Origin of the sequence: Halodurantibacterium daqingense (assembly GCF_042666235.1) — a bacterium.
Lineage (GTDB): Bacteria > Pseudomonadota > Alphaproteobacteria > Rhodobacterales > Rhodobacteraceae > Halodurantibacterium > Halodurantibacterium daqingensis.
The window spans coordinates 326,956-350,594 of sequence record NZ_JBHTFQ010000002.1; the positions used below are offsets into that span (position 1 = coordinate 326,956).

General features: G+C 65.2%; 26 protein-coding genes. 14 read left to right on the forward strand and 12 right to left on the reverse strand.

What is annotated here, in order from left to right; genetic code table 11:
* Positions 1-3: 3 nt before the first annotated feature.
* The 5 genes from ACFQXB_RS04990 to ACFQXB_RS05010 all read right to left on the reverse strand — a co-directional run bounded on the left by ACFQXB_RS04990 (position 4) and on the right by ACFQXB_RS05010 (position 5,206).
* The gene (locus tag ACFQXB_RS04990; protein WP_377400038.1) at positions 4-1,371 is read right to left on the reverse strand and encodes a glutamine synthetase family protein; all 1,368 of its coding nucleotides are present in this window, start codon (positions 1,369-1,371) and stop codon (positions 4-6) included.
* Between the two features lie 114 nt (positions 1,372-1,485).
* Complete coding sequence (locus ACFQXB_RS04995; protein ID WP_377400041.1) at positions 1,486-2,565, reverse strand: TRAP transporter substrate-binding protein; 1,080 nt, start codon at positions 2,563-2,565, stop codon at positions 1,486-1,488.
* A gap of 33 nt (positions 2,566-2,598) precedes the next feature.
* The gene (locus ACFQXB_RS05000; RefSeq protein ID WP_377400044.1) at positions 2,599-3,921 is read right to left on the reverse strand and encodes a TRAP transporter large permease; all 1,323 of its coding nucleotides are present in this window, start codon (positions 3,919-3,921) and stop codon (positions 2,599-2,601) included.
* Positions 3,918-4,430, reverse strand: coding sequence for a TRAP transporter small permease subunit (locus ACFQXB_RS05005; RefSeq protein WP_377400047.1), 513 nt, complete (start codon positions 4,428-4,430; stop codon positions 3,918-3,920). The genes ACFQXB_RS05000 and ACFQXB_RS05005 overlap by 4 nt, the downstream gene beginning before the upstream one ends.
* A gap of 20 nt (positions 4,431-4,450) precedes the next feature.
* On the reverse strand, positions 4,451-5,206 hold the full coding sequence (locus tag ACFQXB_RS05010; protein ID WP_377400050.1) for a DeoR/GlpR family DNA-binding transcription regulator: 756 nt from the start codon (positions 5,204-5,206) through the stop codon (positions 4,451-4,453).
* 427 nt (positions 5,207-5,633) lie between these two features.
* Between ACFQXB_RS05010 and ACFQXB_RS05015 the strand changes: the two genes are divergently transcribed.
* On the forward strand, positions 5,634-5,927 hold the full coding sequence (locus ACFQXB_RS05015) for a DUF4389 domain-containing protein (RefSeq protein WP_377400053.1): 294 nt from the start codon (positions 5,634-5,636) through the stop codon (positions 5,925-5,927).
* Positions 5,928-5,934: 7 nt separating this feature from the next.
* Here the strand turns inward: ACFQXB_RS05015 and phnF are convergent, their stop codons facing one another.
* Positions 5,935-6,663, reverse strand: a complete 729-nt coding sequence (phnF, locus tag ACFQXB_RS05020; RefSeq protein WP_377400056.1) for a phosphonate metabolism transcriptional regulator PhnF — start codon at positions 6,661-6,663, stop codon at positions 5,935-5,937.
* Positions 6,664-6,765: 102 nt separating this feature from the next.
* Here phnF and phnG point away from each other — a divergent pair, with 102 nt between their 5' ends.
* Genes phnG through phnN form a run of 8 tightly spaced genes read left to right on the forward strand, consistent with a single transcriptional unit; the run spans position 6,766 to position 12,312 of the window.
* On the forward strand, positions 6,766-7,224 hold the full coding sequence (gene phnG / locus ACFQXB_RS05025; protein ID WP_377400059.1) for a phosphonate C-P lyase system protein PhnG: 459 nt from the start codon (positions 6,766-6,768) through the stop codon (positions 7,222-7,224).
* The gene (phnH, locus tag ACFQXB_RS05030; protein ID WP_377400062.1) at positions 7,224-7,784 is read left to right on the forward strand and encodes a phosphonate C-P lyase system protein PhnH; all 561 of its coding nucleotides are present in this window, start codon (positions 7,224-7,226) and stop codon (positions 7,782-7,784) included. Before phnG ends, phnH begins: the two co-directional genes overlap by 1 nt.
* Positions 7,784-8,860, forward strand: a complete 1,077-nt coding sequence (locus ACFQXB_RS05035; protein ID WP_377400065.1) for a carbon-phosphorus lyase complex subunit PhnI — start codon at positions 7,784-7,786, stop codon at positions 8,858-8,860. The genes phnH and ACFQXB_RS05035 overlap by 1 nt, the downstream gene beginning before the upstream one ends.
* Positions 8,857-9,447 (forward strand): HAD family hydrolase, encoded by a 591-nt coding sequence (locus ACFQXB_RS05040; RefSeq protein WP_377400068.1) that lies wholly within the window; start codon positions 8,857-8,859, stop codon positions 9,445-9,447. The genes ACFQXB_RS05035 and ACFQXB_RS05040 overlap by 4 nt, the downstream gene beginning before the upstream one ends.
* A gap of 10 nt (positions 9,448-9,457) precedes the next feature.
* A complete protein-coding gene (locus ACFQXB_RS05045; protein ID WP_377400071.1) occupies positions 9,458-10,321 on the forward strand; it encodes an alpha-D-ribose 1-methylphosphonate 5-phosphate C-P-lyase PhnJ in 864 nt (287 codons plus the stop codon).
* Complete coding sequence (gene phnK, locus ACFQXB_RS05050; protein ID WP_377400074.1) at positions 10,318-11,085, forward strand: phosphonate C-P lyase system protein PhnK; 768 nt, start codon at positions 10,318-10,320, stop codon at positions 11,083-11,085. The genes ACFQXB_RS05045 and phnK overlap by 4 nt, the downstream gene beginning before the upstream one ends.
* Position 11,086: 1 nt before the next feature.
* A complete protein-coding gene (phnL, locus tag ACFQXB_RS05055; RefSeq protein WP_377400077.1) occupies positions 11,087-11,770 on the forward strand; it encodes a phosphonate C-P lyase system protein PhnL in 684 nt (227 codons plus the stop codon).
* On the forward strand, positions 11,770-12,312 hold the full coding sequence (gene phnN / locus ACFQXB_RS05060) for a phosphonate metabolism protein/1,5-bisphosphokinase (PRPP-forming) PhnN (RefSeq protein ID WP_377400080.1): 543 nt from the start codon (positions 11,770-11,772) through the stop codon (positions 12,310-12,312). The genes phnL and phnN overlap by 1 nt, the downstream gene beginning before the upstream one ends.
* Here the strand turns inward: phnN and ACFQXB_RS05065 are convergent.
* On the reverse strand, positions 12,294-12,974 hold the full coding sequence (locus ACFQXB_RS05065) for a DUF1045 domain-containing protein (RefSeq protein WP_377400083.1): 681 nt from the start codon (positions 12,972-12,974) through the stop codon (positions 12,294-12,296). The genes phnN and ACFQXB_RS05065 overlap by 19 nt on opposite strands.
* A 98-nt stretch (positions 12,975-13,072) precedes the next feature.
* Here ACFQXB_RS05065 and ACFQXB_RS05070 point away from each other — a divergent pair, with 98 nt between their 5' ends.
* Positions 13,073-14,215, forward strand: a complete 1,143-nt coding sequence (locus ACFQXB_RS05070; protein ID WP_377400086.1) for an alpha-D-ribose 1-methylphosphonate 5-triphosphate diphosphatase — start codon at positions 13,073-13,075, stop codon at positions 14,213-14,215.
* A gap of 2 nt (positions 14,216-14,217) precedes the next feature.
* Here ACFQXB_RS05070 and ACFQXB_RS05075 read toward each other — a convergent pair whose 3' ends face one another.
* The 5 genes from ACFQXB_RS05075 to ACFQXB_RS05095 all read right to left on the reverse strand — a co-directional run bounded on the left by ACFQXB_RS05075 (position 14,218) and on the right by ACFQXB_RS05095 (position 19,784).
* Positions 14,218-14,802 (reverse strand): protein-methionine-sulfoxide reductase heme-binding subunit MsrQ, encoded by a 585-nt coding sequence (locus tag ACFQXB_RS05075; RefSeq protein WP_377400089.1) that lies wholly within the window; start codon positions 14,800-14,802, stop codon positions 14,218-14,220.
* Positions 14,802-15,701 carry a protein-methionine-sulfoxide reductase catalytic subunit MsrP gene (gene msrP / locus ACFQXB_RS05080; RefSeq protein ID WP_377400092.1) on the reverse strand — a complete coding sequence of 300 codons (900 nt, stop codon included), beginning with the start codon at positions 15,699-15,701 and terminating at the stop codon, positions 14,802-14,804. The genes ACFQXB_RS05075 and msrP overlap by 1 nt, the downstream gene beginning before the upstream one ends.
* Positions 15,702-15,755: 54 nt before the next feature.
* Positions 15,756-16,745: a cytochrome-c peroxidase gene (locus ACFQXB_RS05085; RefSeq protein WP_377400095.1), complete on the reverse strand. Its 990-nt coding sequence runs from the start codon at positions 16,743-16,745 to the stop codon at positions 15,756-15,758.
* A 374-nt stretch (positions 16,746-17,119) separates the two neighbouring features.
* Positions 17,120-18,829: a catalase gene (locus ACFQXB_RS05090; RefSeq protein ID WP_377400098.1), complete on the reverse strand. Its 1,710-nt coding sequence runs from the start codon at positions 18,827-18,829 to the stop codon at positions 17,120-17,122.
* 88 nt (positions 18,830-18,917) lie between these two features.
* Positions 18,918-19,784, reverse strand: a complete 867-nt coding sequence (locus tag ACFQXB_RS05095; RefSeq protein ID WP_377400101.1) for a polysaccharide pyruvyl transferase family protein — start codon at positions 19,782-19,784, stop codon at positions 18,918-18,920.
* A gap of 111 nt (positions 19,785-19,895) precedes the next feature.
* Here ACFQXB_RS05095 and ACFQXB_RS05100 point away from each other — a divergent pair, with 111 nt between their 5' ends.
* The 4 genes from ACFQXB_RS05100 to ACFQXB_RS05115 all read left to right on the forward strand — a co-directional run bounded on the left by ACFQXB_RS05100 (position 19,896) and on the right by ACFQXB_RS05115 (position 23,637).
* Positions 19,896-20,750 (forward strand): glycosyltransferase, encoded by an 855-nt coding sequence (locus ACFQXB_RS05100; RefSeq protein WP_377400104.1) that lies wholly within the window; start codon positions 19,896-19,898, stop codon positions 20,748-20,750.
* A 76-nt stretch (positions 20,751-20,826) separates the two neighbouring features.
* Positions 20,827-21,807, forward strand: a complete 981-nt coding sequence (locus tag ACFQXB_RS05105; RefSeq protein ID WP_377400107.1) for a TRAP transporter substrate-binding protein — start codon at positions 20,827-20,829, stop codon at positions 21,805-21,807.
* A 53-nt stretch (positions 21,808-21,860) separates the two neighbouring features.
* On the forward strand, positions 21,861-22,361 hold the full coding sequence (locus ACFQXB_RS05110) for a TRAP transporter small permease (RefSeq protein WP_377400740.1): 501 nt from the start codon (positions 21,861-21,863) through the stop codon (positions 22,359-22,361).
* Positions 22,354-23,637 carry a TRAP transporter large permease gene (locus ACFQXB_RS05115; RefSeq protein ID WP_377400110.1) on the forward strand — a complete coding sequence of 428 codons (1,284 nt, stop codon included), beginning with the start codon at positions 22,354-22,356 and terminating at the stop codon, positions 23,635-23,637. The genes ACFQXB_RS05110 and ACFQXB_RS05115 overlap by 8 nt, the downstream gene beginning before the upstream one ends.
* Positions 23,638-23,639: the final 2 nt, after the last annotated feature.

The following is a 23,639-nucleotide window of genomic DNA, read 5'->3' on the forward strand; positions in this document are numbered from 1 at the left end:
CGCTCAGGCCCGTTCAAGCCCGCGCTGCAACTCCCAGTCGGTCACGACGCGGTTCTGTTCCTCTATCTCCCAAAGCGCGGCGCGGTGGTAGTGGTCAATCACCGCCTCGCCGAACGCCGCGCGCAGCATGGCGGAGGCCCGCATCAGCTCGGCGGCCTCGCCCAGGGTCTTGGGCACCTGGGGCAGGTCGGCGCCCTGATAGGCATCGCCGGCCATGGCGGGCGGCAGGTCCATGCCTTTCTCGATCCCGTCAAGCCCGGCGGCCAGCAGGGCGGCCATGGCCAGATAGGGGTTCAGGTCTGCCCCGCCGATCCGGCACTCGACCCGCACGCCCCGGGTGCCATCGCCGCAGATGCGGAAGCCCGCGGTGCGGTTGTCCAGGCTCCAGACGGTTTTCGTGGGGGCGAACATGCCGACGACAAAGCGTTTGTAGCTGTTCACATAGGGCGCAAGAAGGCAGGTCAGGTCGCGCGCATGATGCAGAAGCCCGGCAACATAGTGCCGCATCAGCGCCGACATGCCGTGTTCGGCCGTCTCGTCGAAGAAGGCCGGTGCGCCCCCGGTGGTCCAGAGCGACTGATGCACATGGCTGGAGGAGCCGGCGCGGTCATGGCGATACTTGGCCATGAAGGTCACCGAGCGGCCCTTGGCATGGGCGATCTCCTTCACGCCGTTCTTGACGATCGCGTGCATGTCGGCGGTATCAAGGGCATCGGAATAGCGGATGTTGATCTCTTCCTGCCCCGTCTCGGCTTCGCCCTTGGAACATTCAACCGGGATGCCGGCCGCGTAGAGCCCGTTGCGGATCGCGCGCATCACCTCTTCTTCCTTCGAGGTGCCGAAGATCGCGTAATCGATGTTGTATCCGCCCAGCGTCCTGGGGTCGCGCCAGTTTCCGTCGCGCAGCGCCTCATAGGTTTGCTCGAACAGGAAGAACTCCAGTTCCGTCGCCATCATCGGCACCAGCCCCATGTCGCGCGCGCGGGCGATCTGGCGCTTGAGGATCGTGCGCGGCGCGTGCGGCACTTCTTCATGCGTGTGATGGTCCAGCAGATCGCACAGCACCAGCGCCGTGCCGGGCAGCCAGGGGATGCGGCGCAGCGTGGCCAGATCGGGCTTCATCACGTAATCGCCATAGCCCGCGGCCCATCCCGTCGCCGCATAGCCCTGCACGGTGACCATTTCCATGTCGGTAGCCAGGAGATAGTTGCAGCAATGCGTTTCCTCCCAGCCACCATCGAGGAAATGCTGCGCATGGAACCGCTTGCCGACCAGGCGGCCCTGCATGTCGATGCTGCAGACCAGCACCGTGTCGATCTCGTCTCCGGCCACGGCAGCGCGCAGGCTGTCCATCGTCAGGTTTGCCGGCATGGTTGCTTCCTTCCCTGTTGTCCCTCTGCGGGGCATGGGACGCCGTTCGGGGCGCCGCCGTCAAGATCTCTCCGGCCCCAAGGCGGGCCGGAGCGGCAGGTTCGGGTGCAGCGGTCAGTAGCGGTAGGGCACGCCCGCCTTTTCCATGACCTCGGAATAGTCCTTGAAGATCTGCACCACCCGGCCCGCGCGTTCGCTGCTGGCCGCGATTTCGTCCCAGAACTCCTCGGCGTCGCGCACGACCTGGTTCCATTCCTCCTGCGGGATCGAGGTCAGCTCCATCTTGTCGCCCTCGACACGCAGCTTGGCCTCGCCGCCCCAGTACCAGACCTGACGGTAGTAATGCGACTGGTCGATGGTGATGCGGAACAGTTCCTGCAGATGCGGCGGCACGCGGTTCCAGCTGTCGGTATTGGCGAAATACGAACCGCACCAGGCGCCGGTCACGTTGTTCGACAGGGCATAGTTGCAGATATCGGCCCAGCCGACCTCATAGGCTTCGGTAAAGCCGCACCAGGCCACGCCGTCCAGCTCGCCCGTCTGCAGCGCGACCTCCACATCATCCCACGGAACCGTGACCGGGATCAGCCCATAGCGCGACAGGAACCGCCCGGCGGTCGGCACGCCAAAGACGCGTTTGCCGCGCATGTCGGCCAGGCTGCGGATCGGGTCCTTGGTGAAGATGTGCAGCGGGTCCCATGCCCCGGCGCTGAGCCATTCGACGCCGCGCACCTCGCCATAGGCTTCGGCCCAGATCTCGTTCAGGCCATACTGGTTGAACAGCACCGGCAGATCCAGGCTGTAGCGCGTCGAGAACGGGAAATAGCCGCCGAAAACCGCGATATCGACGGGCGAGGCCATGGTCGCGTCATCCGACTGCACCGCGTCGATCGTGCCGTTCTGAAGTGCGCGGAACAGTTCCGAGGTGGGCACAAGCTGGTCGGCATAGTAGAGGTCGATCACCATCTCGCCATTCGCGGCCGTGTTGAAGGCGTCGATCTGCGGCTTGATGACATGGGCGCCCAGCGGTGCGCCGGAATAGGTTTGCAGGCGCCAGCGGATCGGTCCGCTTTGCGCGTTGACATAGGGCGCAGCGAGCGTGCCGGTCGCCAGCGCGGCGCTGCCGGCCCCGGCGCGGCGCAGAAAGTCGCGCCGGCTGGCAAGCAGCTTCGAAGTCTTGCTGTCGTTGGTCATCGTCTTCTCTCCTCTGTTGGCCGTTTCGTTGATTCAGCGGGCATTCACGTATTGCGGCAGCCACAGTGCGATCTGAGGGAAGATCATCAGCAGCACCACTGCCGCCACCATGATTGCCACGAAGGGGATGATCGAACGGTAGATATCGACGAGGGAGATCCCCGGCGGCGCCATCGCCCGCATGAGAAAGAGGTTATAGCCGAAGGGCGGCGTCATGTAGGCGATCTGGCAGGTCATCGTATAGAGAACGCCATACCAGATCGGGTCAAAGCCCAGCATCCGCACCAGCGGCACATAAAGCGGCGCCACGATCACCAGCATCGCCGTGTCGTCAAGGAACATGCCCATCAGCAGGTAGGACAGCTGCATCATGATCAGCACTTCCCAGGGCGACAGTTCCCATCGCGTGATGAACAGCCCCTCGATCGCGCGCACGGCGCCGATCCCGTCGAACACCGCGCCGAAGGCGAGGGCGGCCAGGATGATCCAGAGGAACATGCAGGAAATCATCAGCGTCTTCTTCGCGGTCTCGTGCAGCACCCGGAAGGTGAGCCGCCGTTTCCAGGCCGCAGCCAGCGTGGCGCTGGTCGCACCCACGGCCGAGCTTTCGACAAGGCTTGTGTAGCCCAGCACGAACAGCCCGGTCATGAAGAAGAAGATGAGGAAGGGGATGATGCCCGCCCGCAGAAGCTTCAGCTTCTCGCGCAGGGGCATGTTCAGCTCTTCCTCGGATACGGTGGGCGCCAGATGCGGTTGCAGGCGGCAGCGGATCACGATGTAAAGGATGAACATCGCGGCCATCATCAGCCCAGGAAACACCCCCGCAAGCCAAAGCTGGCTGACCGGTTGTCGCGCGATCATGCCGTAAAGCACCAGCACCACCGAGGGCGGGACAAGGATGCCGAGCGAACTGCCGCCCTGAACCACCCCGGTGATCAGCACCTTGTCATAGCCGCGTCGCAGCATCTCGGGCAGGGCGATGGTGGCGCCGATGGCCATCCCCGCGACCGAAAGCCCGTTCATGGCCGAAACCACCACCATCAGAAGGATCGTGCCGATGGCAAGCCCGCCGCGCAGCCGCCCGAACCAGACGTGAAAGGCGCGGTAAAGATCCTCGGCAATGCCCGATTCCGACAGCACATAGCCCATGTAGACAAAGAGCGGCAGCGTCAGCATCGGGAACCAGTTGAACAGCCGGAACGCCGCGTTGAAGGGCATTTCCACCGCCCCCTGCCCATAAAGCAGCAAGGCCGCCCCGGCGGCGACAAAGCCGATGGCGCCGAAGATGCGCTGCCCGGTCAGGAGCATCAGCAGCATCGCCGCGAACATCAGAAGGGCGATAAGTTCATAGCTCATGCAAGGCTCCCTCCGCGCAGCCGCGCCCAGTCCTTGAAGATCATCGAGATCGCCTGAAGGATCATCAGCCCGATCGCGAGCACCATGATCACCTTGATCGGGATCATCGAGGGGTTCCACATCGAGAAGTTCCGCTGGTCATACTCGATGGCGTAAAGGGTGCTGGAGATCGAACCCCACAGCAGCACGCCCAGATAGAACAGAAGACAGAAGGCCGTGATCAGGTCCATCCGCGCGCGGCCCTTCTGCCCCAGCCGTTCATAGAACACATCCATCCGGGCATGGGCGCCTTCCTTCAGCGTATAGGCGCCGCCGGCGAAGTAATAGGCGGCCAGCGTGAACTGCGCGAACTCGATGCACCAGTGCAGCGGGATGTTCAGCGCGTTGCGCGTCACCGCATCCAGCAGCAGCACGGCGATCATCACGAAGATCAGATACATGGCGATCAAGCCGATCAGATGCGACAGACCGTCAACATAGCGCACGTAAAGGCGGATGATCCTGGGCATGGGAGGCTCCGTTGCTGAATTCATGGCACCTGGACCCCTGCCTCGGCCAGCGCGCGCGCCAGCGGCGGCGGGGGTGGGCGGTCGCTGACCAGCATGTCGATCTCGGCCAGGCGGCAGACGCGAAAACCGGCCGTCTTGCCCAGCTTGTCGGAATCGGCCAGCACCACGACCTGCCGTGCGTTTTCCATCATCGAACGGGCCACCTCGGCCTCGTCCAGGCTTGAATCCATGGCGCCGACTTCGGCAGTGACGGCGCTGACCGTCAGCAGCGCGTAGTCGGCCTGAAAGCCCGCGATCTGGCGCAGCACCAGCGGCCCGACCGTCTGGGCATTGCCGTGGCTGAACGTGCCCCCCAGCAGGAAAACCCGGATATCGGAGTGTCCCGCGCCCATCAGCCGCGCGATGGCGAGAGAGTTGGTGATGACCGTCAGCCGCGGCACCGCCACAAGCTGTTCGGCGCAGGCAAGCGTGGTCGATCCGGTATCGATGAACAAGGTGTCGCCCGGCCGCACGATCGCGGCGATCTTGGCGGCGATTTCCTGCTTTGCCGGGGCATTGGTGGCCAGCCGTTCCTCAAAGCTGCCCTCATGGTGCAGGCGCAGCCGTCGTGCCCCGCCATGCACCTTCTGAACGGCGCCGCTTTCCGCCAGGGTGGAGAGGTCGCGGCGGATGGTCTCGGCTGACACCGAGAACCGCCCCGCCAGATCCTCGACCGTCAGCTGCCCGCTTTCGCGGATCGCCCGGGCGATCTGATCGCGCCGCTCGCCTGGCTTCATGTCTCCCCCGCGCTGCTGTGACTTCTTGTCAAGCTAATCGCGGCGGGTTTGCCCGAGTCAACGAATTTGTGGAGAGTTGGCGGCAGGAATGCGGAAAGATCGGGCAGACACAGCCCGCAGGTTGACCATTCGGTCAGAGGCGAAGCTTGAGTGCGGATTTTCAGGGCATCGGGCGGCATTGCCCGGCCACCGTTGAGGCAGGGCGAAGAACGGCCCGGATCGGGCCGCTGCGCACCATCCCGCGCCAGGGCCGGGGCCGCAGGGTCCGCGCCGGGCGGCGGCAGTCACGGTGGTGCCGCGGCCGGACTGTCGCCCGGGCAGAATGCGCCCTGCAGCTTTCCCGCTGATCCCCTTGGTGCAGGTCTTGGTCGCGCAGGTGGGGCGGTGCTATGCTTGCCGGGGACCACCCGCTTGAAAGGGAAACGTCATGTCACACCCGTCCGAACCCGATCCCGTCCTGCCTGCACCGGAACGTCTGTGGCGGCGCGGGTTGATCATGGTGCTTCTGGTGCTGCTGATCAATCTGGCCCAGACGGCGCTGGGCCTTTGCGCAGTGCTGCAGTTCTTCTGGATGCTGTTTGCCAGCCAGCGCAATCCCGGAATTGCGCGCCTGGGCGCGGGGATCGGCGCCTGGCTGGCCATGGCGGGGCGCTATGTCGCCGGCGCGTCGGATCATCTGCCTTTCCCCTGGACCGAATGGACGGATCAGCCGCGCGGCTGAGTCGCGGTCAGGGGCTGACGGAGGGGTCATCGGCCGAAACCACAAGCGTCAGCCGCTCGCCCGCATAGTGGGTTTCGCCGTATTCGACCGGCTGTCCTGCCGTATCGACGTTCAGGGCGCGGCTTCGCAGCAATGGCGCGCCTTCGCGCAGCCGCAGGTGCAGCGCCTGGACCGGGCCGGCCGGAACCGCCGTCAGCCGGGTTTCGGCACGGGTATAGTCGGCCAGACCCTCTGCCAGCAGCGCCGCGGTGACCGAGGAGGTCTGGCGCAGCCGCTCGGGCAGGGCGGGAAAGCGCGCCGCGGGGAAGATCGACAGGAAATGCGCCAGCGGGAGCCCGTCGGCCAGCGACACGCCTTCATAGACATGCACCTGCGCGCCCGGCTCCATCCGCAGGGCGCGCGCCTCCTCGGCGTCGGCAGGCCGGGTTTCAAGCCGCAGGAGCGCGCGTTGCGGGATCTGGCCGGCGGCCCGCAGGTTCTGGTGAAAGCGGACGCGGCGGCCCAGCGGGTATTCCACCGGGCGCGCGGCGGCAAAGACGCCGGCGCCGCGCCGCGAATGCACAAGACCTTCCTGCGCGAGCACCGACAGCGCGTGCCGCAGCGTATGGCGGTTAACGCCGAATCGGGCGGCAAGCGCCGCCTCGGTCGGCAGCTTCGCCCCGGGGGGGTACAGGCCCGCCGCCAGTTCGCGGCGCAGCGTGTCGGCAATCGCAGTCCAAAGCGGCGTTCGGGTCATGGGCGGCCTGTCATGGAAAATTCACCTTGCGACGGCTTGTGAAACCGCTGCCTTGGCGGTAAGGTTTGTCTAGTTGTATAGATGAATAGACAAGTTGGCAAGATGTGTGCATTCGCAAACACGACCGCGACAGGAACCGAAACGCGCCAGGGCTGGATGGCGGTGCTGGCCCGATGCCCGCCCGCGCGGCTCGCGGCACTGCTGCCCGATCTGCCCCCCCACGAGGTTCTGCGCGCACCCGAGGTGGGTGCGGTAATGGTGCGCGGGCGGCAGGGCGCCACCGGTGCGCCCTTCAATCTGGGCGAGATGACGGTGACCCGCTGTTCCCTGCGGCTTGAGGGTGGCGCGGTCGGCCATGCGGTCGTGCAGGGGCGCGACAAGGATCACGCCCGGCGCGCCGCGGTGGTCGATGCGCTGATGCAGGGCGCCGAGGCGGAAGCGGTGCAGGCAAGGGTCATCGCCCCGCTTGCCGACGAGGCCGCCGCGCGGCGCCACGCCCGCGCTGCCCGCGCTGCCGCGACCCGGGTCGAATTCTTCACCATGGTGCGAGGAGAGGACTGATGGAGACGGCAGCCCTTCAGGGCGGGTTCAGTGACACGGCCCGTCAGTCGGCCGAGGGATTCCGCGCCTGCCTTCAGGCAATGGCCCGCCCCGGCACCATCCACCGTATCGCGGGCGCCACGCCGCCCGCGCCCCTGTCGCCAGCTGCGGCGGTTGCGCTTCTGGTGTTGGCCGATGCCACGACACCGGTGCATCTGGCCGGCGCCCATGACGTGCCGCTGCTGCGCGACTGGATCACCTTCCACACCGGGGCGCCGTTGGTGGAAGCCGGCGATGCGGTGTTCGCCCTGGGCGCCTGGCAGGCCCTTGAGCCGGGAGCATATGCCATCGGCACGGCGGAATATCCCGACCGCTCGGCAACGCTGATCGTCGAGATGGCCGCGCTGCGCCCCGAAGGTGCCCGCCTGTCCGGCCCCGGTATCCGCGACAGGGCGGCGCTGAACCTGCCGGAGGTGGCGGCCTTCCAGCGCAATGCGGCGCTGTTCCCGCTGGGGCTGGATTTCATCTTTACCTGCGGCGACCGGCTTGCGGCGCTGCCCCGCACGACAAGGGTGTCCTGATGTATGTCGCGGTCAAGGGTGGCGAACGCGCCATCGACAACGCCCATGCCTTTCTGGCCGAGGAACGGCGCGGCGACCCTGCGGTGGCGGAACTGTCGGTGCCGCAGATCCGCGAACAGCTTGCGCTTGCGGTGAACCGGGTGATGGCCGAAGGCTCGCTTTATGATCCCGATCTCGCGGCGCTGGCGATCAAGCAGGCGCGCGGCGACCTGATCGAGGCGGTGTTCCTGATCCGTGCTTACCGCACCACCTTGCCCCGGCTGGGCGGATCGCTGCCCATCGATACCGGTGCGATGGCCTGCGTGCGCCGCATCTCGGCCACGTTCAAGGATGCGCCGGGCGGGCAGGTGCTGGGGCCGACCTTCGACTACACGCACCGGCTTCTGGACTTCAAGCTGATGGCGGAGGGCGAGCTGCCCATCGCCCCGCAGGCCCCCGCCGATGACGCAGCCGTGCCGCATATCACCAGCTTCCTGAACCGCGACGGGCTGATCGAGACGGAGACGCCGTCGGATGCCATACCGCCCGACCTGACGCGCGAACCGCTCGAACTGCCCGCCAACCGCGCCTTGCGCCTTCAGGCACTGACCCGGGGGGATGAGGGCTTTGTCCTTGGCCTCGCCTATTCCACGCAGCGGGGCTATGGGCGCACCCATGCCTTCGTGGGCGAATTGCGCATCGGCACCGTTCCCGTCGAGGTCGAGATCCCCGAACTGGGCTTTGCGGTCGAGGTGGGCGAGATCGAGGTGACGGAATGCGAGACCGTCAACCAGTTCAAGGGGTCGAAAACCGAGCCGCCGCAGTTCACCCGCGGCTATGGGCTGGTGTTCGGGCAGTCGGAGCGCAAGGCGATCTCCATGTCATTGGTGGACCGGGCGCTGCGCTGGAAGGAACTGGGCGAGGATTACATCGGTGCCCCCGCGCAGGATGAGGAATTCGTGCTGTCCCACGCCGACAATGTGCAGGCCACCGGGTTTCTCGAACATATCAAGCTGCCGCATTACGTGGATTTCCAGTCGGAACTGGAACTGATCCGCCGGCTGCGGGCAGAGGCAGGCAAGGAGGCTGCGGAATGAAGGCCATCGTCTTTGACATCGGCAATGTGCTGGTGAAATGGGATCCGCATCTTGCCTTCCTTGACGCCTTGGGAAGCCGCGCGGCGGTGGATGAATTTCTGACGCGGGTGGATTTTCAGAGCTGGAACTATGAAAATGACCGCGGTCGCAGCATCATGGGCACGCTTGATGCCTTCGAGGGGCCGGATCGCGACCTGCTGGCGGCCTACAAGGACCGCTTTCACCTGACGATTGCCGAAGCCGTACCGGGAAGCTGGGAACTGCTCGACCGGCTCGCCCAGCGGTATCAGGTCCATGCGATCACCAATTGGTCGGCGGAAACCTGGCCCACGGGCGTGGCCGCGCATCCGCGGCTGGCCGAGGTGTTCGGTGTCACCATCGTTTCGGGCGCCGAGGGGCTGGTCAAGCCCGATGCCGCGATCTTCGCGCTTCTGTGCGAACGGGCGGGGTTGGCGCCGGGCGAGTGCCTGTTTGTCGATGACAGCGAAAAGAACGTGGCCGGTGCCCGCGCCTTCGGGATGGAAGCGCATCATTTCACCGATGCCGCGACGCTTGAGCGTGACCTGACCGCACGCGGCTTGCTGTAAGGGGGCCGGAATGGACGATTACAACTTCGCCTATCTGGACGAACAGACCAAGCGGATGATCCGCCGCGCCTTGATGAAGGCAGTGGCGATCCCCGGCTATCAGGTGCCCTTTGCCAGCCGTGAAATGCCGATGCCCTATGGCTGGGGCACCGGGGGCGTGCAGGTGACGGCGGCCTGCCTGACCCCGGACGACCGGTTGAAGGTGATCGACCAGGGCGCCGATGACACGACGAACGCGGTGTCGATCCGCAAGTTCTTCCAGCGCACCGCAGGCGTTGCCGTGACCGAGGCGACGGCCGAAGCCACCGTGATCCAGACCCGCCACCGCATCCCCGAGGCGCCGCTGAGCGAAGACCAGATCCTTGTCTATCAGGTGCCGATCCCCGAGCCGCTGCGGTTTCTGGAGCCGCGCGAGGTGGAAACGCGGCGGATGCACGCGCTTGAGGATTACGGGCTGATGCATGTCAAGCTGTACGAGGATATCGCCCGGCACGGCGAGATCGCGACCTCTTATGCCTATCCGGTCAGGGTTGAAGGACGCTATGTCATGGACCCGTCGCCGATCCCCAAGTTCGACAATCCCAAGCTGGGCGGCTGCGCGGCACTGCAGTTGTTCGGCGCCGGGCGGGAACAGCGGATCTATGCGCTGCCACCCTGGACCGAGGTTGTCAGCCTCGATTTCGAGGATCACCCCTTCGTTCCGTCCAAGGCCGACCACCCCTGCGCCCTGTGTGGGGCCGCCGACAGTTATCTGGACGAGGTGATCGTGGATGATGCCGGCGGGCGGATGTTCGTCTGTTCGGATACCGATTACTGCACCTCGCGCCGCGCCGCCGGCCACCGGGGCGCCCAACTTGCCGAGGATGCCGCATGACACCGCTGTTGCAGGTCAAGGGTCTGACCAAACGCTATGGCCCCCGGATCGGCTGCGCGGATGTCGGATTTGATCTTTATCCCGGCGAGGTGATGGGGATCGTGGGCGAAAGCGGCTCGGGCAAGTCCACGCTGCTTGGCTGCCTTGCCGGCCATATGGCGCCCGATGCGGGCGAGGTGATCTTTGACACCGCCACGGGCCCGCGCGACACGCTGCGCATGACCGAGGCCGAACGGCGGATGCTGTCGCGCACCGACTGGGCCTATGTCCACCAGAACCCGCGCGACGGCTTGCGGATGGGGGTTTCGGCGGGCGGCAATGTCGGCGAACGGCTGATGGCGGTGGGCAACCGCCACTATGGAAGGATCCGTGACAGCGCGACCGACTGGCTGGGCCGGGTCGAGATCGCGGCCGACCGGATCGACGACCGCCCTTCGGCCTTTTCCGGCGGGATGCAACAGCGGTTGCAGATTGCGCGGAACCTCGTGACCGGGCCGCGGCTCGTGTTCATGGACGAACCGACCGGCGGCCTTGATGTCAGCGTGCAGGCCCGGCTTCTGGACCTTCTGCGCGGTCTGGTGCGCGAGATGGGCCTTTCAGCGATCATCGTGACCCATGATCTTGCGGTGGTGCGGCTTCTCGCCGACCGGCTGATGGTGATGAAATCGGGCCGCGTGGTCGAGGCCGGGCTGACGGATCAGGTGCTCGACGATCCGCAGCATGGCTATACCCAGCTTCTTGTCAGTTCCGTTCTGCAGGTGTGAGATGATCGAGGTCGAAAACCTTTGCAAAAGCTTTACCCTGCACAACCAGGGCGGCGCCGTGATCCCGGTGATGGCGGGCGCCACGCTGCGGGTTGCGCCCGGGGAATGCGTCGGGCTGGTGGGGGCATCCGGGGCGGGGAAATCGACGCTGATGCGGATGATCTGGGGCAACTATCTGGCCGGGTCCGGGCGGATCATGGTCGGCGATCTGGACGTGGCCCGGGCCCAACCGCGCGAGATCATCGCGCTTCGGCGCAGCACGCTGGGCTATGTCAGCCAGTTCCTGCGCGTGGTGCCGCGGGTGCCGACGCTGGATGTGGTCGCCGAACCGCTGCGCGCGCTGGGCGTCGATGCGGACCAGGCGCGGGACCGGGCGGCGGGGCTTCTTGCGCGGCTGAACATCCCGGAACGGCTTTGGCCGCTGTCGCCCACCACCTTTTCGGGCGGCGAACAGCAGCGGGTGAATATCGCGCGCGGCTTTGCCCATGACTATCCCGCACTGCTTCTGGACGAACCGACGGCCAGCCTCGATGCGGCGAACCGCGAGACCGTCCTGCGCCTGATCGAAGAGGCCAGGGGCAGGGGAGCGGCGATCCTCGGCATCTTTCACGATGAAGCTGCGCGGGAACGGGTCTGCAACCGGCTGGTCGATGTGACGGCGTTCACGCCGGCAAAGGCCGCGTGATGGCGGGGCGGCTTTTCGCCGTTGTTGGCCCCTCGGGCGTGGGCAAGGATACGATCCTGGCCGCCGCCAAGGCCGCGCGGCCTGATCTGCACATCGTCCGCCGGGTCATCACCCGCCCCGAAAGCGCGGGCGGAGAACCCTTCGAGGGCGTCAGCGAGGCCGAATTCCTGCGCCGCAAGGCCGACGGTGCCTTTGCACTGGACTGGGAGGCGCACGGGCTTCGCTATGGTATCCCGGCCACCGTGGATCAGGCCATCAGCGAGGGGCGGAACGTGCTGTTCAACGGATCGCGCGCGATGCTGGGTGCAGCGTGGGAGGTTTTTCCGGGACTTTCGGTAATCCATATCACCGCTTCGGTTCCGGTTCTGGCCGACCGGCTCGCCGCCCGCGGCCGCGAAAGCCGCGATGACATCGCCCGCCGGCTGGCGCGGGCGAGCTATGACATTCCCTATGGCCTGCCGATCCGCGTGATCGAGAACAACGGCCCGCTTGCGGATGCGGTCGCGGCCTTCCTTGCCGCGCTTCAGCCGGAAAGGGTGTAACGGTGGACAAGGTGAAAGCGTCCCTCGCGTTCGCCCAGCAGGCACAGGCTGTCGATGCGGAACGGTCTGGGCAGGAGCGGAACAAGCCTCGGCTGCAGCGCGGCTTCGACCTGCGGAACCACAGCCGCGTCAAGCTTGCCGGTGAGGGTGATGTGGAAGTGGAACTCCTCCATCACATAGGGATAGCCCCAGCGTTCCAGCAGTTCGATCTGCCGGGGGTCAAGCCCGGCGGCCTTGCGGCGCGCCAGCTCTGCCTCGGAGGGGGGGGCGCGGAAGGCATCCAGTTCCATCACCACCTGGGCGGCAAGCGCGGCCAGATGGCTCTGGTCGCCTTCGGGCCGCAGGGCGAGGAAGCTGCCCAGCCGCGCCAGCACAAGGCCCGGAAGTTCGACCCGCGTGAGGCGGGCGCAAAGATCGTCCAGGGCGGCAGAAAGCCCCGGGGCATCATGGCCGGGCGCCAGCCGGAACGGTGGCTTGATCGTGGCATGAAGCCCGTATTTGCGCGGCGTCGCGGTCAGATCGGCAACCGGCAATCCATCGACATCGGGATGCGGAACCGTCCGGCCCTGCTGCACGTCCCATCCCAGCCAGGCTGCGCCAAAATCCGCAAGCGGCCCCGGATCGGGCAGGTAATAGATTGCGTAGCGCTCGTATTCCGTCATGGATGCCTCTCGCCCTGGAAGGGGCTGCTTATCGTCCTTCCGTCACATGATTGTGACAGATCCCTGCCATATCCGCCCGACCGTAACAGGAGCCTGACATGACCGAAACCGTCCTTGCCAATGCCCAACTCGTCCTGCCGGGCGAAAGTTTCCGCGGTTCGGTCATGGTGCGGGATGGGCGCATCGCCGCAATCGGGCAGGGCGGGGCCGTTCCGCCCGGCGCGCTGGATTGCGAAGGCGATATCATTGCGCCCGGGCTGATCGAACTGCACACCGACAATCTCGAACGCCATATCCAGCCCCGGCCCCGGGTGGACTGGCCGCATGCCAATGCCATCGTCGCGCATGATGGCGAACTGGCAAGCGTGGGCATCACCACGGTATTCGACGCGCTGCGGGTGGGGTCGGTCGTGTCGAACAAGGACTCGAACTATGGCAAATACGCCCGTTCCATGGCCACCGAGATCCTGCAGATGCGGGCGCGGGGTGCGCTGCGGATCAGTCATTTCCTGCATCTGCGCGCCGAGGTCTGCTCCGAAACGCTGATCGAGGAAATGGCAGAGTTCGGCGAAAGCGACCGCATCGGCATCGTGAGCCTGATGGACCATACCCCCGGCCAGCGGCAGTTTCGCGATGTCAGCAAGCTGCGCGACTATTGCGTCGTCAAGCACGGGATGACCGAGGATCAGTTCCAGGCCCATGTCGCCAACCTGCGTTCGCTGCACGACCGGTTCGGAGAGCGGCACGAGGAAGCCGCGGTCGCGAACGCGCACCGCTATGGCGCGACGCTTGCCAGCCACGATGACACCACCGCCGCGCATGTCGCGGTTTCCGCCGCTCATGGCGCGCGGCTGGCCGAGTTCCCGACCACGGTGGAGGCGGCGCGCGCCTGCCATGACCACGGCATTGCCGTGATGATGGGCGCGCCGAACCTGATCCGGGGCGGATCGCATTCCGGCAACGTCGCCGCGCATCTGCTGGCCGAGATGGACCTGCTGGACATCCTGTCCTCGGATTACGTGCCGGGCGCGCTTCTGACCGGGGCATTCCTGCTGGCCGATCTGTGGGACGACCTGCCGCGCGGAATCAGCACCGTCACCGCGGCACCTGCCCGCGCGGTCGGGCTGCGCGACCGCGGCCGGATCGAGGAGGGCGCCCGCGCCGACCTGATCCGCATTCGCCGGATCGAAGGCGTGGCGGTGGTGCGCGGCGTCTGGGTGCATGGCGCGCGGGTGGGCTGAGCCTAGCGGCTGAGGTGGTGGAGAACACGCGTCAGCGCCAGCGCGGCCAGCACCCCGGCCATTGCCATGACAACCGGGTTTTCGAACCGGGCCACCAGCCAGGCATGGGTGACGGCCAGTGCCGCGGCCGGCCAGACCAGAAGATGAACCCGTTTCCAGACCGGGACGGTCAGCCGGCGCAGGGCCGCATCCGTGGAACTGAGCGCAAGCGGCACCAGCGCAAGGAAGGCCAGCAGGCCAAGTTGCAGATGCGCCATGCTGCGCAGTTCGGCCAGGGCAAATGCAACCTGCCCCTGGTCCAGCACCAGCCAGATGCCCAGATGCGCCATCGCATAGGCAAAGCACCAGAGCCCGATCGGACGGCGGGCCCCGAACAGGGCGTTCCAGCCGCTGATGAAATGCACGAATCCGATCAGCAGGGACAACATCAGGAAGAACAGCGCCAGTTGCCCGGTGCGATGCAGCAGAACTTCGGTGGGCATCACCCCCAGAAGCCCCGCCTGCCAGCGCCACCACAGCACCACGCCCGGCACCGCGCCAAGGATCGTGGCCGACCAGCCCATGAGCCGCATCATCCTGCTGCGCATCAGTAGTCCTGGTGCAGGTCCATGCCCGCATAAAGATGCGCGACATGTTCGCCATAGCCGTTGAACATCTCGGTGCGGATGCGCCGGCCGTCATGCAGGCGCCGTTCGGTCGCCTGATGCCAGCGCGGATGGCGCACCTCGGGGTTCACATTGGCGAAAAAGCCGTATTCGCGGGGGGCCCGGGCCTGCCAGCTGCTGACGGGACGTTCCGGCAGCAGCCGGATCGCGACGATCGACTTGATGGACTTGAAGCCGTATTTCCACGGCACCACCAGCCGCAGCGGTGCGCCGTTCTGGTTGGGCAGCGGCGCGCCATACATGCCGGTCGCCAGGATCGTGAGCGGGTGCATCGCCTCGTCCAGCCGCAGTGCCTCGCGGTAGGGCCAGTCGAGGATGGCGCTGGTCTGGTTCGGCATCTGCTGCGGATCATGCAGCGTCTCGAATTCGACATAGCGCGCCTCCGAGGTCGGCCCGACCTGCTCCAGCAGCCGCGACAGCGGGAATCCCGTCCAGGGAATGACCATCGACCAGGCCTCGACGCAGCGCAGGCGATAGATCCGTTCCTCCTGCGGGAAGGCCAGAAGATCTTCCAGCGGGATCTGACCGGGGCGTTCCACCGCGCCGCTGACCGTGACCGACCAGGGATCGGTCCGCATCAGATGCGCAAGCCGCGCCGGGTCATCCTTGCCGGTCCCGAATTCGAAAAAGTTGCAATAGCCCGTTGCGACTTCGGGATCCGTCAGCGGCTCGTCGGTGGAAAAGGGCGAGCTTTCGGCGCGAAGTCCTGTCGGCACCAGCCCGGCGGCCACCATTCCGGCCAGAACTGTGCGGCGGTTTACCCAGGCAGTCTCGGGGGTGATCTCGGCGGCGCGCGGCACCGGATAACGATATGGGGTCATCTTACCTCCGTCGGACGGCCCCTGAAGGGCCGCCCGGTCTTGCAACCTCGCGCCTCAGGGCAGCGCGGGCGGGGTGATGGCAGGCATTTCACCGGTAAGCGCGTGCAGGAAGGCCACGACCTGATCCAGCTCGCCATCGGTGAATTCATAGCCAAGCATCTGATCGCCCATCATGTAGACGGCCTGATGCAGATCCTCGACGCTGCCGTTGTTGAAGTAGGGATAGGTAACGGCGACGTTGCGCAGGGTCGGCGTGCGGAAGGCGAAGCGGTCCGCCTCGTCACCGGTGACGACAAAGCGCCCCTCATCCTCGGAACCCGGCGCGTCGAACACGTGATAGTTGCTGTCGCTCAGCACCGGGCCGTTGTGGCACGAGGCGCAGCCGACATCCACAAAAAGCCGCATCCCTGCAATCTGATCTTCCGTCAGCGCACCTTCGTCGCCACGGAGATAGCGGTCGAAGGGCGAGTTCGGGGTGTTGAGCGTGCGCTCGAAGCTCGCGATAGCCTGGGCGACGTTGTCGGCATTGATGGGCTCGGCGTCATCGGGGAAGGCGGCGGCGAAATGCTCGCGGTAGGTCTCGAACTCTTGCAGGCGCGCGACGGCCTGGTCGAGGTCCATTGCCATTTCCACATCGGCCGCGATCGGGCCAAGCGCCTGGCCTTCCAGCGTCGCTTCGCGGCCGTCCCAGAACTGGGCTTCAAGGAAGCCTGCGTTCAGCACGGTGGGCGTGTTGCGGCTGCCTTCCTGGCCCAGATGTCCGACGGCGCGCGGGATACGGTCGGTCCAGCCAAGCGCGGGGTTGTGGCAGGTGGCGCAGCTGATCACCCCGCTCGAGGAGATCCGCGGTTCGAAGAACAGCATCTTTCCAAGTTCGATCTTCTCGCGCGTCATGCTGTTGTCCGCCGGGATCGGCGGCAGGGCGGGAAGCGGCTCGAACATGTCGCGGTAGAAGGCGTCGTCATCCTGTGCCAGCGCCGGGGCCGACAGCACCATCAGCGCGGCAATGGCCGGCGTAAGGCGGTTCCACGGGCGTTTGTGCATTTTCTTCTCCATCTTGCGTTGGATCAACTGTTCTTGATCCTTCGTGAGATCAGTGTAGCACCTAAATCCCCGCGCCCAAGTGACAACAAACATATGGCGGAAATGCGCTTATTCGTCGGAAGGTCGGTCTGGCAGGACTAATTGACGGACATTCCGACAAGCACCTGATTTAGAACAGGAATAATAACAAACTGCGGTAATATGTATTTCAGATGAATGAATAAACGCGGTTGCGTCCTTTTGGCGCATATTTCAGATGCATGTTTGTAAGCGGTTTCAAGGACACCGCGCGCGATTATTCCGCCGCCCGGCATGCCGGGGCGCGGTGTTCAGGCGGTGGGGCGCGCGGCAGAACTGCGCGCGCGCCCGCCAGTTCATTCGGCGGCTTCGGCGCGCCGGGGGTCGAAGCCCTGCATGCCGTTGAGGACATCCTCGGCGGTAACGCGGAAGTTCTTGACCGAGCTTGTCCACTGGCCCCAGACCTCGGAGTCGATCACGTCGCCGTTCCTGCCCAGGTTCTGCAGGCGGCGCTGGTCGTCATCGGTCAGCACCTGGCCGGGCAGGGGACCAAGCTGTGCCACATCGGCCGGGCTGATGCCCAGCTTTTCGCCCACGCCGGTGCCATAGGCGTCGTGAACCATGAGGAAGTGCCAGACCATCCGCTCTTGCACGTCCCGCTCGCACTCCATGAGAAGATCGCCCATGTTGGCGATCAGGTCTTCGCGTTCCCAGTCCATCATCGTGCAGAACCGGCCCCGCGCCTGGACATAGTCGTTCCGGCGTTCCAGAACGCTGCGCGTCAACCGGCCCGTGATTTCGGGCGGGTTGTTCGGCTGGTCGCGCGGCGATTCCCGCAATCCGTTGTGGATCGAAGGTTCATAGTTCACATGCGGGTTCTGCCCCGGCGCCAGATCGCGCTGATAGGACATCTGCCCGCCCGACAGGTTGGTCGCGACCTTTGCACCCTTGGCCTGGTTCACCGGCAGTTGCAGGTAGTTGGTGCCCACGCGATAGCGCTGGGTGTCGGAATAGGAGAAGGTCCGGCCCACCAGCATCTTGTCGTCGGAAAAATCGAGCCCGTCCACCAGCACGCCGGTGCCCATGGCGATCTGCTCGTTCTCGTTGAAGAAATCCTCGACGTTGCGGTTCAGCGTCATGGTGCCGACGTGGCGAAGGGGAAAGTCCTTTTCCGGCCAGATCTTGGTGTCGTCCAGCGGATCCCAATCCAGTTCGGGATGCTCATGGTCTTCCATGATCTGCACGAACATGTCCCACTGCGGATAGTCGCCACGCTCGATCGCGGTGAACAGGTCCTTGGAGGCCGAGCCGAAATCCTTGCCCTGCACCTTTTCCGCCTCGGCCTGTGTCAGGCTGGCGATGCCCTGACGCGGGTGGAAGTGGTACTTGACCAGCACGGTGTCCCCTTGCGCGTTCACCATCTTGTAGGTGTTCACGCCGAACCCTTCCATGTGGCGATAGCTGGCCGGGATGCCGCGGGGGCTGAACAGATGGGTCAGCATGTGCATCGATTCCGGCGTCTGCGACATGAAGTCGAAGATGCGGTTCGGCTCTTGCCGGAAGGTCACCGGATCGGGCTTGAGCGAATGGATCACGTCCGGGAACTTGATCGCGTCGCGGATGAAGAAAACGGCGAGGTTGTTGCCGACAAGGTCCCAGTTCCCGTCCTCGGTATAGAACTTCACGGCAAAGCCGCGCGGGTCGCGGGCAACCTCGGAACTGTCGCGGCCGCCGATCACGGTCGAAAAGCGGATCGCCAGCGGGGTCTTCTTGCCGGCCTCCTGGAACAGCTTGGCGCGGGTATATTTCGACGCGGGTTCATCGCCGATCTTGCCGGTTGCCTCGAACTCGCCATAGCAGACGAAGCCACGGGCATGAACCACCCGTTCGGGGATGCGTTCGCGATCGAAATGGGTGATCTTTTCAAGAAAATGGTAGTTTTCCAGCGTCGCCGGCCCACGCGAACCGACGGTGCGCTGCGACTGGTTGTTGGTGATCGGATGCCCTTGGCGGTTCGTCAGGATACGGTCGGTCTCGGCGGGGGTGCCTTTGGGCTCATCGGCCATGGGGATCTCCTTCGCATGCGCATGGGTTGCCGGACACTCGCGTGCCGGACCCTGTCAACCGATGAGGGCTCCGTTTGTTCCCGCGGGTTCAGACCGGCGCGGGCTGCTTGCAGCTGTCGGGGCTGGCCGCAGGAGCCTGCCAGCCGGGCGGGCCGAAGATTGCCGCATCCAGATCGGCGCGGAACTTGTCCGCAAGATGGCGCAGCAACGCATGGCGATCGGGCAGGTTGAAGTTCCGGGCCAGTTCATACCGGATCTTTTCGGTCACCTGCCGGAAATACTCGTTTTCCTCCTCGGCCCCGGCTTCGCAATAGAGGCTACGCAGGTTCAGCATGTCGAACAGGATCTTCTTCTTGAAATCCCCGAGCGTCCCGCGTTGCCGCTCCTCGGCGCGCCCCATGCCGATCACCGGCACGCCCAGGGTGAAGCTGTTGATCGACAGGTGGTAGGTGTCGGTCAGCACGAAACGCGATTGCAGGATCTGGTGGCGGGCCGCTTCGAAATCCGCATCCGCCGTGCTGTCGCGCAGCTTGAGCCAGGTGTTGATCGGCGCCGCCCGCAGCCCGGTCTGTTCCTCGACCATCGCGATCAGGCGCTCGGGCGCCTCGAAGCCCGAACGGCCGAAGAAGCAGGTAAAGATGTCCTGCTTTTCCATTGGCGGAAGCGGCGGCAACAGGAAGGCGCAATCCATGCCCTGCTGCACCCGCGCCATCCGGTCAAAGCCGACGCGGCGCGAGATGTTCTGGAACGAGAAGCTGTCCCGCGGCAGGATCGCGTCGAAAGCCGCATCGATGGCCCGGAACACCGGCATGAAATTGATCTTGGAGCGGCCATAGTCATGCTGGAAGTTGTTACCCACCGAAATGACCCGCTGCGATGGCGGGCCGTCGATGAAGGCGAAGAGCTTCTGCCATCTCGCATATCCCTCGGCCTGGGTCTTGCTGTGGCCGAACATCACATCGCGGCGTGCGAAATCATCTTCCGGACTGGACAATTTCCCGCGACAGGGCTGCAGTCGCAACTACTTTGAGTTAGTGTTATCATGAACAGCAGGCGGAGCAGTGTCATGGAGATCGTAGGCATATGCCGATTCTCGTTTCTGGGGCAGGGAGACTGGAGAGCCTTCCGCGGGGGACGGAGCAGCGCCGAGGCCAGCGCGCTGGTTGAGCAGACCGCGCGCAAGCTGTTTGACCCAGCGCGGCTTGCGTTTCGCCTTCGTACCTTCGAGCACATCTGCCTGCGCTCCATCGCCGGGCAAAGCGATCAGAACTTCAAGTTCGTCATCGTGACGGCGGAACAACTGCCCGACGACTGTTTCGAGCAGCTGCACGAGCTTTGCAGGCCCTACCCGAATGTGTTCATCCGCAAGGTTGGGGTGATGGATACGGTCGATGCGGTGGAAAGGGCGGTGTCAACGGTCCTCGACGACAAGGATTCCCATCTTCAATTCCGGTTGGACGACGATGACGGGGTCTTCCAGCACTACATCCGCGATCTTGGCTGGATCGGCCGGAAGCTTGCGGCGCTCGACAGCTTCGCCGTCAGTTTCGCCAGGACGCTGGTTGCCGAGAGCTTCGGAAAGGAGGATGTTCAGTACGCGCTCCGGAAACAGCCGTTCCTTTCGGCCGGGGCAGCCGCAAAGGTGGGAACCGGAGTGCGCAGCGTCTTTTCCTACGGCCATCACCAGCTGAAGCACCGGATGCCGAGCTTCGTGGATACGCGCCCCATCGGTGCCCTGATGTTGCATCACCACGGCAATGACCAGCCGCGCAAGCAGGATCTCGGCAAGAACACCTCCGCCGAAACCGTGGCCCCTGACCGGGCGAAGCAGTTCCTGCGCGAGAGCTTCCCCTACTTCAGCCATGACATGATCCACGAGTTGCTGACAGGCGCCGGCACCGGTAATGCCGAGGTCGCCTGACAGCACTTTCGCACATTGCAAAGCGCGCAGCCGTGGCTAAGGTGGCGGCCTCAAGAACGCTGTGGAGGAGTTCAGCATGAAGCGGTTCAATGTGCGCGTGGCCCTGGCCACCGCGGCCAGCCTGGTGGCTGCGCCCGTCCTTGCGCAGACCGAGGTCAAGATCGGCTATGCGCTTGCCCCCAATTCGCATTACGGCGCTGCCGCCGACGCCTGGCAGGCGACGGTCGATGCCGAGGCCGAAGGGCGCTTTGTCTTCCGCCATTTCCCCTCCTCGGGGCTGGGCGGCGAGCGTGAGGTGATCGAGGGGCTGCAGATCGGCACGGTCGAGGCAACGATCGTATCCTCGGGAACGCTGGCCAACTTCGTGCCGGAAGCGGGTGTATTCGACATCCCGTTCCTGTTCCGCGACCTTGCCCATGCCCGCACGGTGCTTGATGGCCCGATCGGGCAGGACATGCTGGCGCGTTTCGATGATGTGGGCCTTGTTGCACTGGCCTGGGGTGAACAGGGCTTCCGCCACATCACCAGCAACCGCGGCACGATCGAGGGCCCGGGCGACATGGCCGGCCTGCGGCTGCGCACGATGGAAAACCCGATCCACATCACCGCCTTCCAGACGCTGGGTGCCGCCCCCACGCCGATGGCCTGGCCCGAGGTGATCGGCGCGCTTCAGCAGGGCACGATCGACGGTCAGGAAAACCCGCTTTCGGTGATCGTTTCGGCCAACCTGTCCGATGTGCAGCGCCATCTCACCCTGTCGGGTCATGTCTATTCGCCGGCGATGCTGCTGGTTTCGCGCCCGTTCTGGGAAGGGCTGAGCGAGGAGGACCGCGAGATCTTTGCCCGTGGCGCCGCCGAGGGCGTGCGCGCGATGCGCGGTTTCGTCGATGCTGTCGAAGAGGACGGGGTCGAGACGCTGCGCGCGCGGGGAATGGAGATCGGCACGCTTTCCGCCGAACAGCGTGCCGCCTTCCAGGAGGCGCTGGCCCCGGCCTATGAAAGCTATTACCGCCAGTATGACCGCGCGCTGATCGACGCGATCATCGCCACCGAGTAAACGGTCAGGCGGGGCCCTGCGGCCCCGCCTTCGCAGGAGGGGTCATGCGTCATCTGCGCAAGCTGGAGCATCTGTTCGTGACGTTGAACGCCACGGCCGTCATCCTGTGCCTGATTGCCATGTCAGGCATTGTCTTTGCCAATGTCAGCCTGCGCGGGCTGACCAATCACTCGATCCCCTGGGCCGATGAGGTGGCGCGTTACCTGATGATCTGGATGACCTTCCTGGGCGCGGGGCTCGTGCTGCGCCAGGGCGGGCATGTGGCCATCACCAACCTTCAGGACGCCTTGCCGGGCCGGGCGCAGATCGCCCTGCGGGCGGCCTTGGTCCTGCTGTTGCTGGGCTTTTTCCTGTTCATGGCCTGGGTCGGGCGCGACTACATGCTGCGCATGCAGTTCCAGCGCACCCCGGCCACGCGGATCCCCTTCAGCTATGTCTATGCGGCGATGCCGGTGGGGTTCGGGCTTCTGATCGTTCATCTTCTTCTGGTGGCGCGCGGCTTTGTGTGCGCCGGACGCTATCGCAGCGACGAGGGCGCGCCCGCCCATGGCTGAGATCCTCTTTCCAGCCCTCTTTCTGTTGCTGCTGCTGGGTGTTCCGGTGGCCTTCGCGCTTGCCATTGCCGCCTTTGCCGCGCTGAGTCTTGCCAGCAGCTATCCCAAGATCGTCATCGTGAAAGAGATGTTCTCGGGGATCGACAGCTTCCCGCTTCTGGCGGTGCCGTTCTTCATCCTCGCGGCCGAGCTGATGACCGGTGGCGCGATGACCCATATCCTGCTGCGCTTTGCCGCGCAGTTCGTGGGCCATCTGCGCGGCGGGCTGGGCTATGCCAATGTGATGTCCTCGACCATGTTCGCCGGGATCTCGGGCTCGGCCCTGGCCGATGCGGCGGGGCCTGGGGCGATGATGATCCGGATGATGGAGAAGGGCGGCTATCCGCGCGCCTATGCCGGCGCGCTGACGGCGGCGAGTTCCGTGGTCGGGCCGATCATTCCGCCCTCGATCATCATGATCCTCTACGCCATGCAGGATCAGCGCGTTTCGGTTGTGGCGCTGTTCATGGCGGGGCTTCTGCCGGGCCTCTGCATCGCGCTGGCGATGCTTGCGACGAACTGGTGGGTGTGCCGGGCGCGTGGCTATCGCGGTGACGAACCGCGTCCCCCGGTGGCGGAAATGCTGCGCACCACGCTGCACGCGCTGCCGGCGCTGTTCCTGATCGTGCTGATCATCGGCGGCATCCGCGGCGGGATCTTCACACCCACCGAGGCCTCGGTGATCGCGGTCTTCTATGCGCTGATCTGCGGCATGTTCATCTACCGGTCGTTGCGGCTGCGCGATCTGCCCGCCATCCTGCTGCGCGCGGCGCTGACCAGCACCGCCGTCCTGCTGATCCTTGCCGCGGCACGGGCCTTTGCCTGGATCCTCATCATCGAAAGCGTGCCGCAATCCCTTGCTGCGACCATCGTTGACTGGAACCTCAGCCCGATCCTGTTCCTGCTTGCGGTCAATCTGTTGCTGCTGGCCTTCGGATTGTTCCTGGACCCGCTGCCGGGGGTGATGATCCTGGTGCCGATCCTGGCGCCGATTGCCTTTTCGCTGGGGATCGATCCGATCCATTTCGCCATCGTCGTGATCGTGAACCTGACCATCGGGCTGACCACGCCGCCGGTGGGCAGCCTTCTGTTCGTGGTCGCCTCGGCAGTGCGGCTGCGCCCGTCCGAGCTGATGCGGGAAATGCCGCCCTTCCTGGTCGCGCATCTGGCCGTTCTGGCGCTTCTGACTTTCGTGCCGGCGGTATCGACCTGGCTGCCGCGGATCAGCGGGTTCTGATC

Excerpts from the sequence above, each read along its gene's own strand:
- ACFQXB_RS04990 (WP_377400038.1), bottom strand. The coding sequence starts at position 1,371 with ATGCCGGCAAACCTGACGATGGACAGCCTGCGCGCTGCCGTGGCCGGA.
- ACFQXB_RS04995 (WP_377400041.1), bottom strand. The coding sequence starts at position 2,565 with ATGACCAACGACAGCAAGACTTCGAAGCTGCTTGCCAGCCGGCGCGAC.
- ACFQXB_RS05000 (WP_377400044.1), bottom strand. The coding sequence starts at position 3,921 with ATGAGCTATGAACTTATCGCCCTTCTGATGTTCGCGGCGATGCTGCTG.
- ACFQXB_RS05005 (WP_377400047.1), bottom strand. The coding sequence starts at position 4,430 with ATGCCCAGGATCATCCGCCTTTACGTGCGCTATGTTGACGGTCTGTCG.
- ACFQXB_RS05010 (WP_377400050.1), bottom strand. The coding sequence starts at position 5,206 with ATGAAGCCAGGCGAGCGGCGCGATCAGATCGCCCGGGCGATCCGCGAA.
- ACFQXB_RS05015 (WP_377400053.1), top strand. The coding sequence starts at position 5,634 with ATGTCACACCCGTCCGAACCCGATCCCGTCCTGCCTGCACCGGAACGT.
- phnF (WP_377400056.1), bottom strand. The coding sequence starts at position 6,663 with ATGACCCGAACGCCGCTTTGGACTGCGATTGCCGACACGCTGCGCCGC.
- phnG (WP_377400059.1), top strand. The coding sequence starts at position 6,766 with ATGTGTGCATTCGCAAACACGACCGCGACAGGAACCGAAACGCGCCAG.
- phnH (WP_377400062.1), top strand. The coding sequence starts at position 7,224 with ATGGAGACGGCAGCCCTTCAGGGCGGGTTCAGTGACACGGCCCGTCAG.
- ACFQXB_RS05035 (WP_377400065.1), top strand. The coding sequence starts at position 7,784 with ATGTATGTCGCGGTCAAGGGTGGCGAACGCGCCATCGACAACGCCCAT.
- ACFQXB_RS05040 (WP_377400068.1), top strand. The coding sequence starts at position 8,857 with ATGAAGGCCATCGTCTTTGACATCGGCAATGTGCTGGTGAAATGGGAT.
- ACFQXB_RS05045 (WP_377400071.1), top strand. The coding sequence starts at position 9,458 with ATGGACGATTACAACTTCGCCTATCTGGACGAACAGACCAAGCGGATG.
- phnK (WP_377400074.1), top strand. The coding sequence starts at position 10,318 with ATGACACCGCTGTTGCAGGTCAAGGGTCTGACCAAACGCTATGGCCCC.
- phnL (WP_377400077.1), top strand. The coding sequence starts at position 11,087 with ATGATCGAGGTCGAAAACCTTTGCAAAAGCTTTACCCTGCACAACCAG.
- phnN (WP_377400080.1), top strand. The coding sequence starts at position 11,770 with ATGGCGGGGCGGCTTTTCGCCGTTGTTGGCCCCTCGGGCGTGGGCAAG.
- ACFQXB_RS05065 (WP_377400083.1), bottom strand. The coding sequence starts at position 12,974 with ATGACGGAATACGAGCGCTACGCAATCTATTACCTGCCCGATCCGGGG.
- ACFQXB_RS05070 (WP_377400086.1), top strand. The coding sequence starts at position 13,073 with ATGACCGAAACCGTCCTTGCCAATGCCCAACTCGTCCTGCCGGGCGAA.
- ACFQXB_RS05075 (WP_377400089.1), bottom strand. The coding sequence starts at position 14,802 with ATGCGCAGCAGGATGATGCGGCTCATGGGCTGGTCGGCCACGATCCTT.
- msrP (WP_377400092.1), bottom strand. The coding sequence starts at position 15,701 with ATGACCCCATATCGTTATCCGGTGCCGCGCGCCGCCGAGATCACCCCC.
- ACFQXB_RS05085 (WP_377400095.1), bottom strand. The coding sequence starts at position 16,745 with ATGCACAAACGCCCGTGGAACCGCCTTACGCCGGCCATTGCCGCGCTG.
- ACFQXB_RS05090 (WP_377400098.1), bottom strand. The coding sequence starts at position 18,829 with ATGGCCGATGAGCCCAAAGGCACCCCCGCCGAGACCGACCGTATCCTG.
- ACFQXB_RS05095 (WP_377400101.1), bottom strand. The coding sequence starts at position 19,784 with ATGTTCGGCCACAGCAAGACCCAGGCCGAGGGATATGCGAGATGGCAG.
- ACFQXB_RS05100 (WP_377400104.1), top strand. The coding sequence starts at position 19,896 with ATGGAGATCGTAGGCATATGCCGATTCTCGTTTCTGGGGCAGGGAGAC.
- ACFQXB_RS05105 (WP_377400107.1), top strand. The coding sequence starts at position 20,827 with ATGAAGCGGTTCAATGTGCGCGTGGCCCTGGCCACCGCGGCCAGCCTG.
- ACFQXB_RS05115 (WP_377400110.1), top strand. The coding sequence starts at position 22,354 with ATGGCTGAGATCCTCTTTCCAGCCCTCTTTCTGTTGCTGCTGCTGGGT.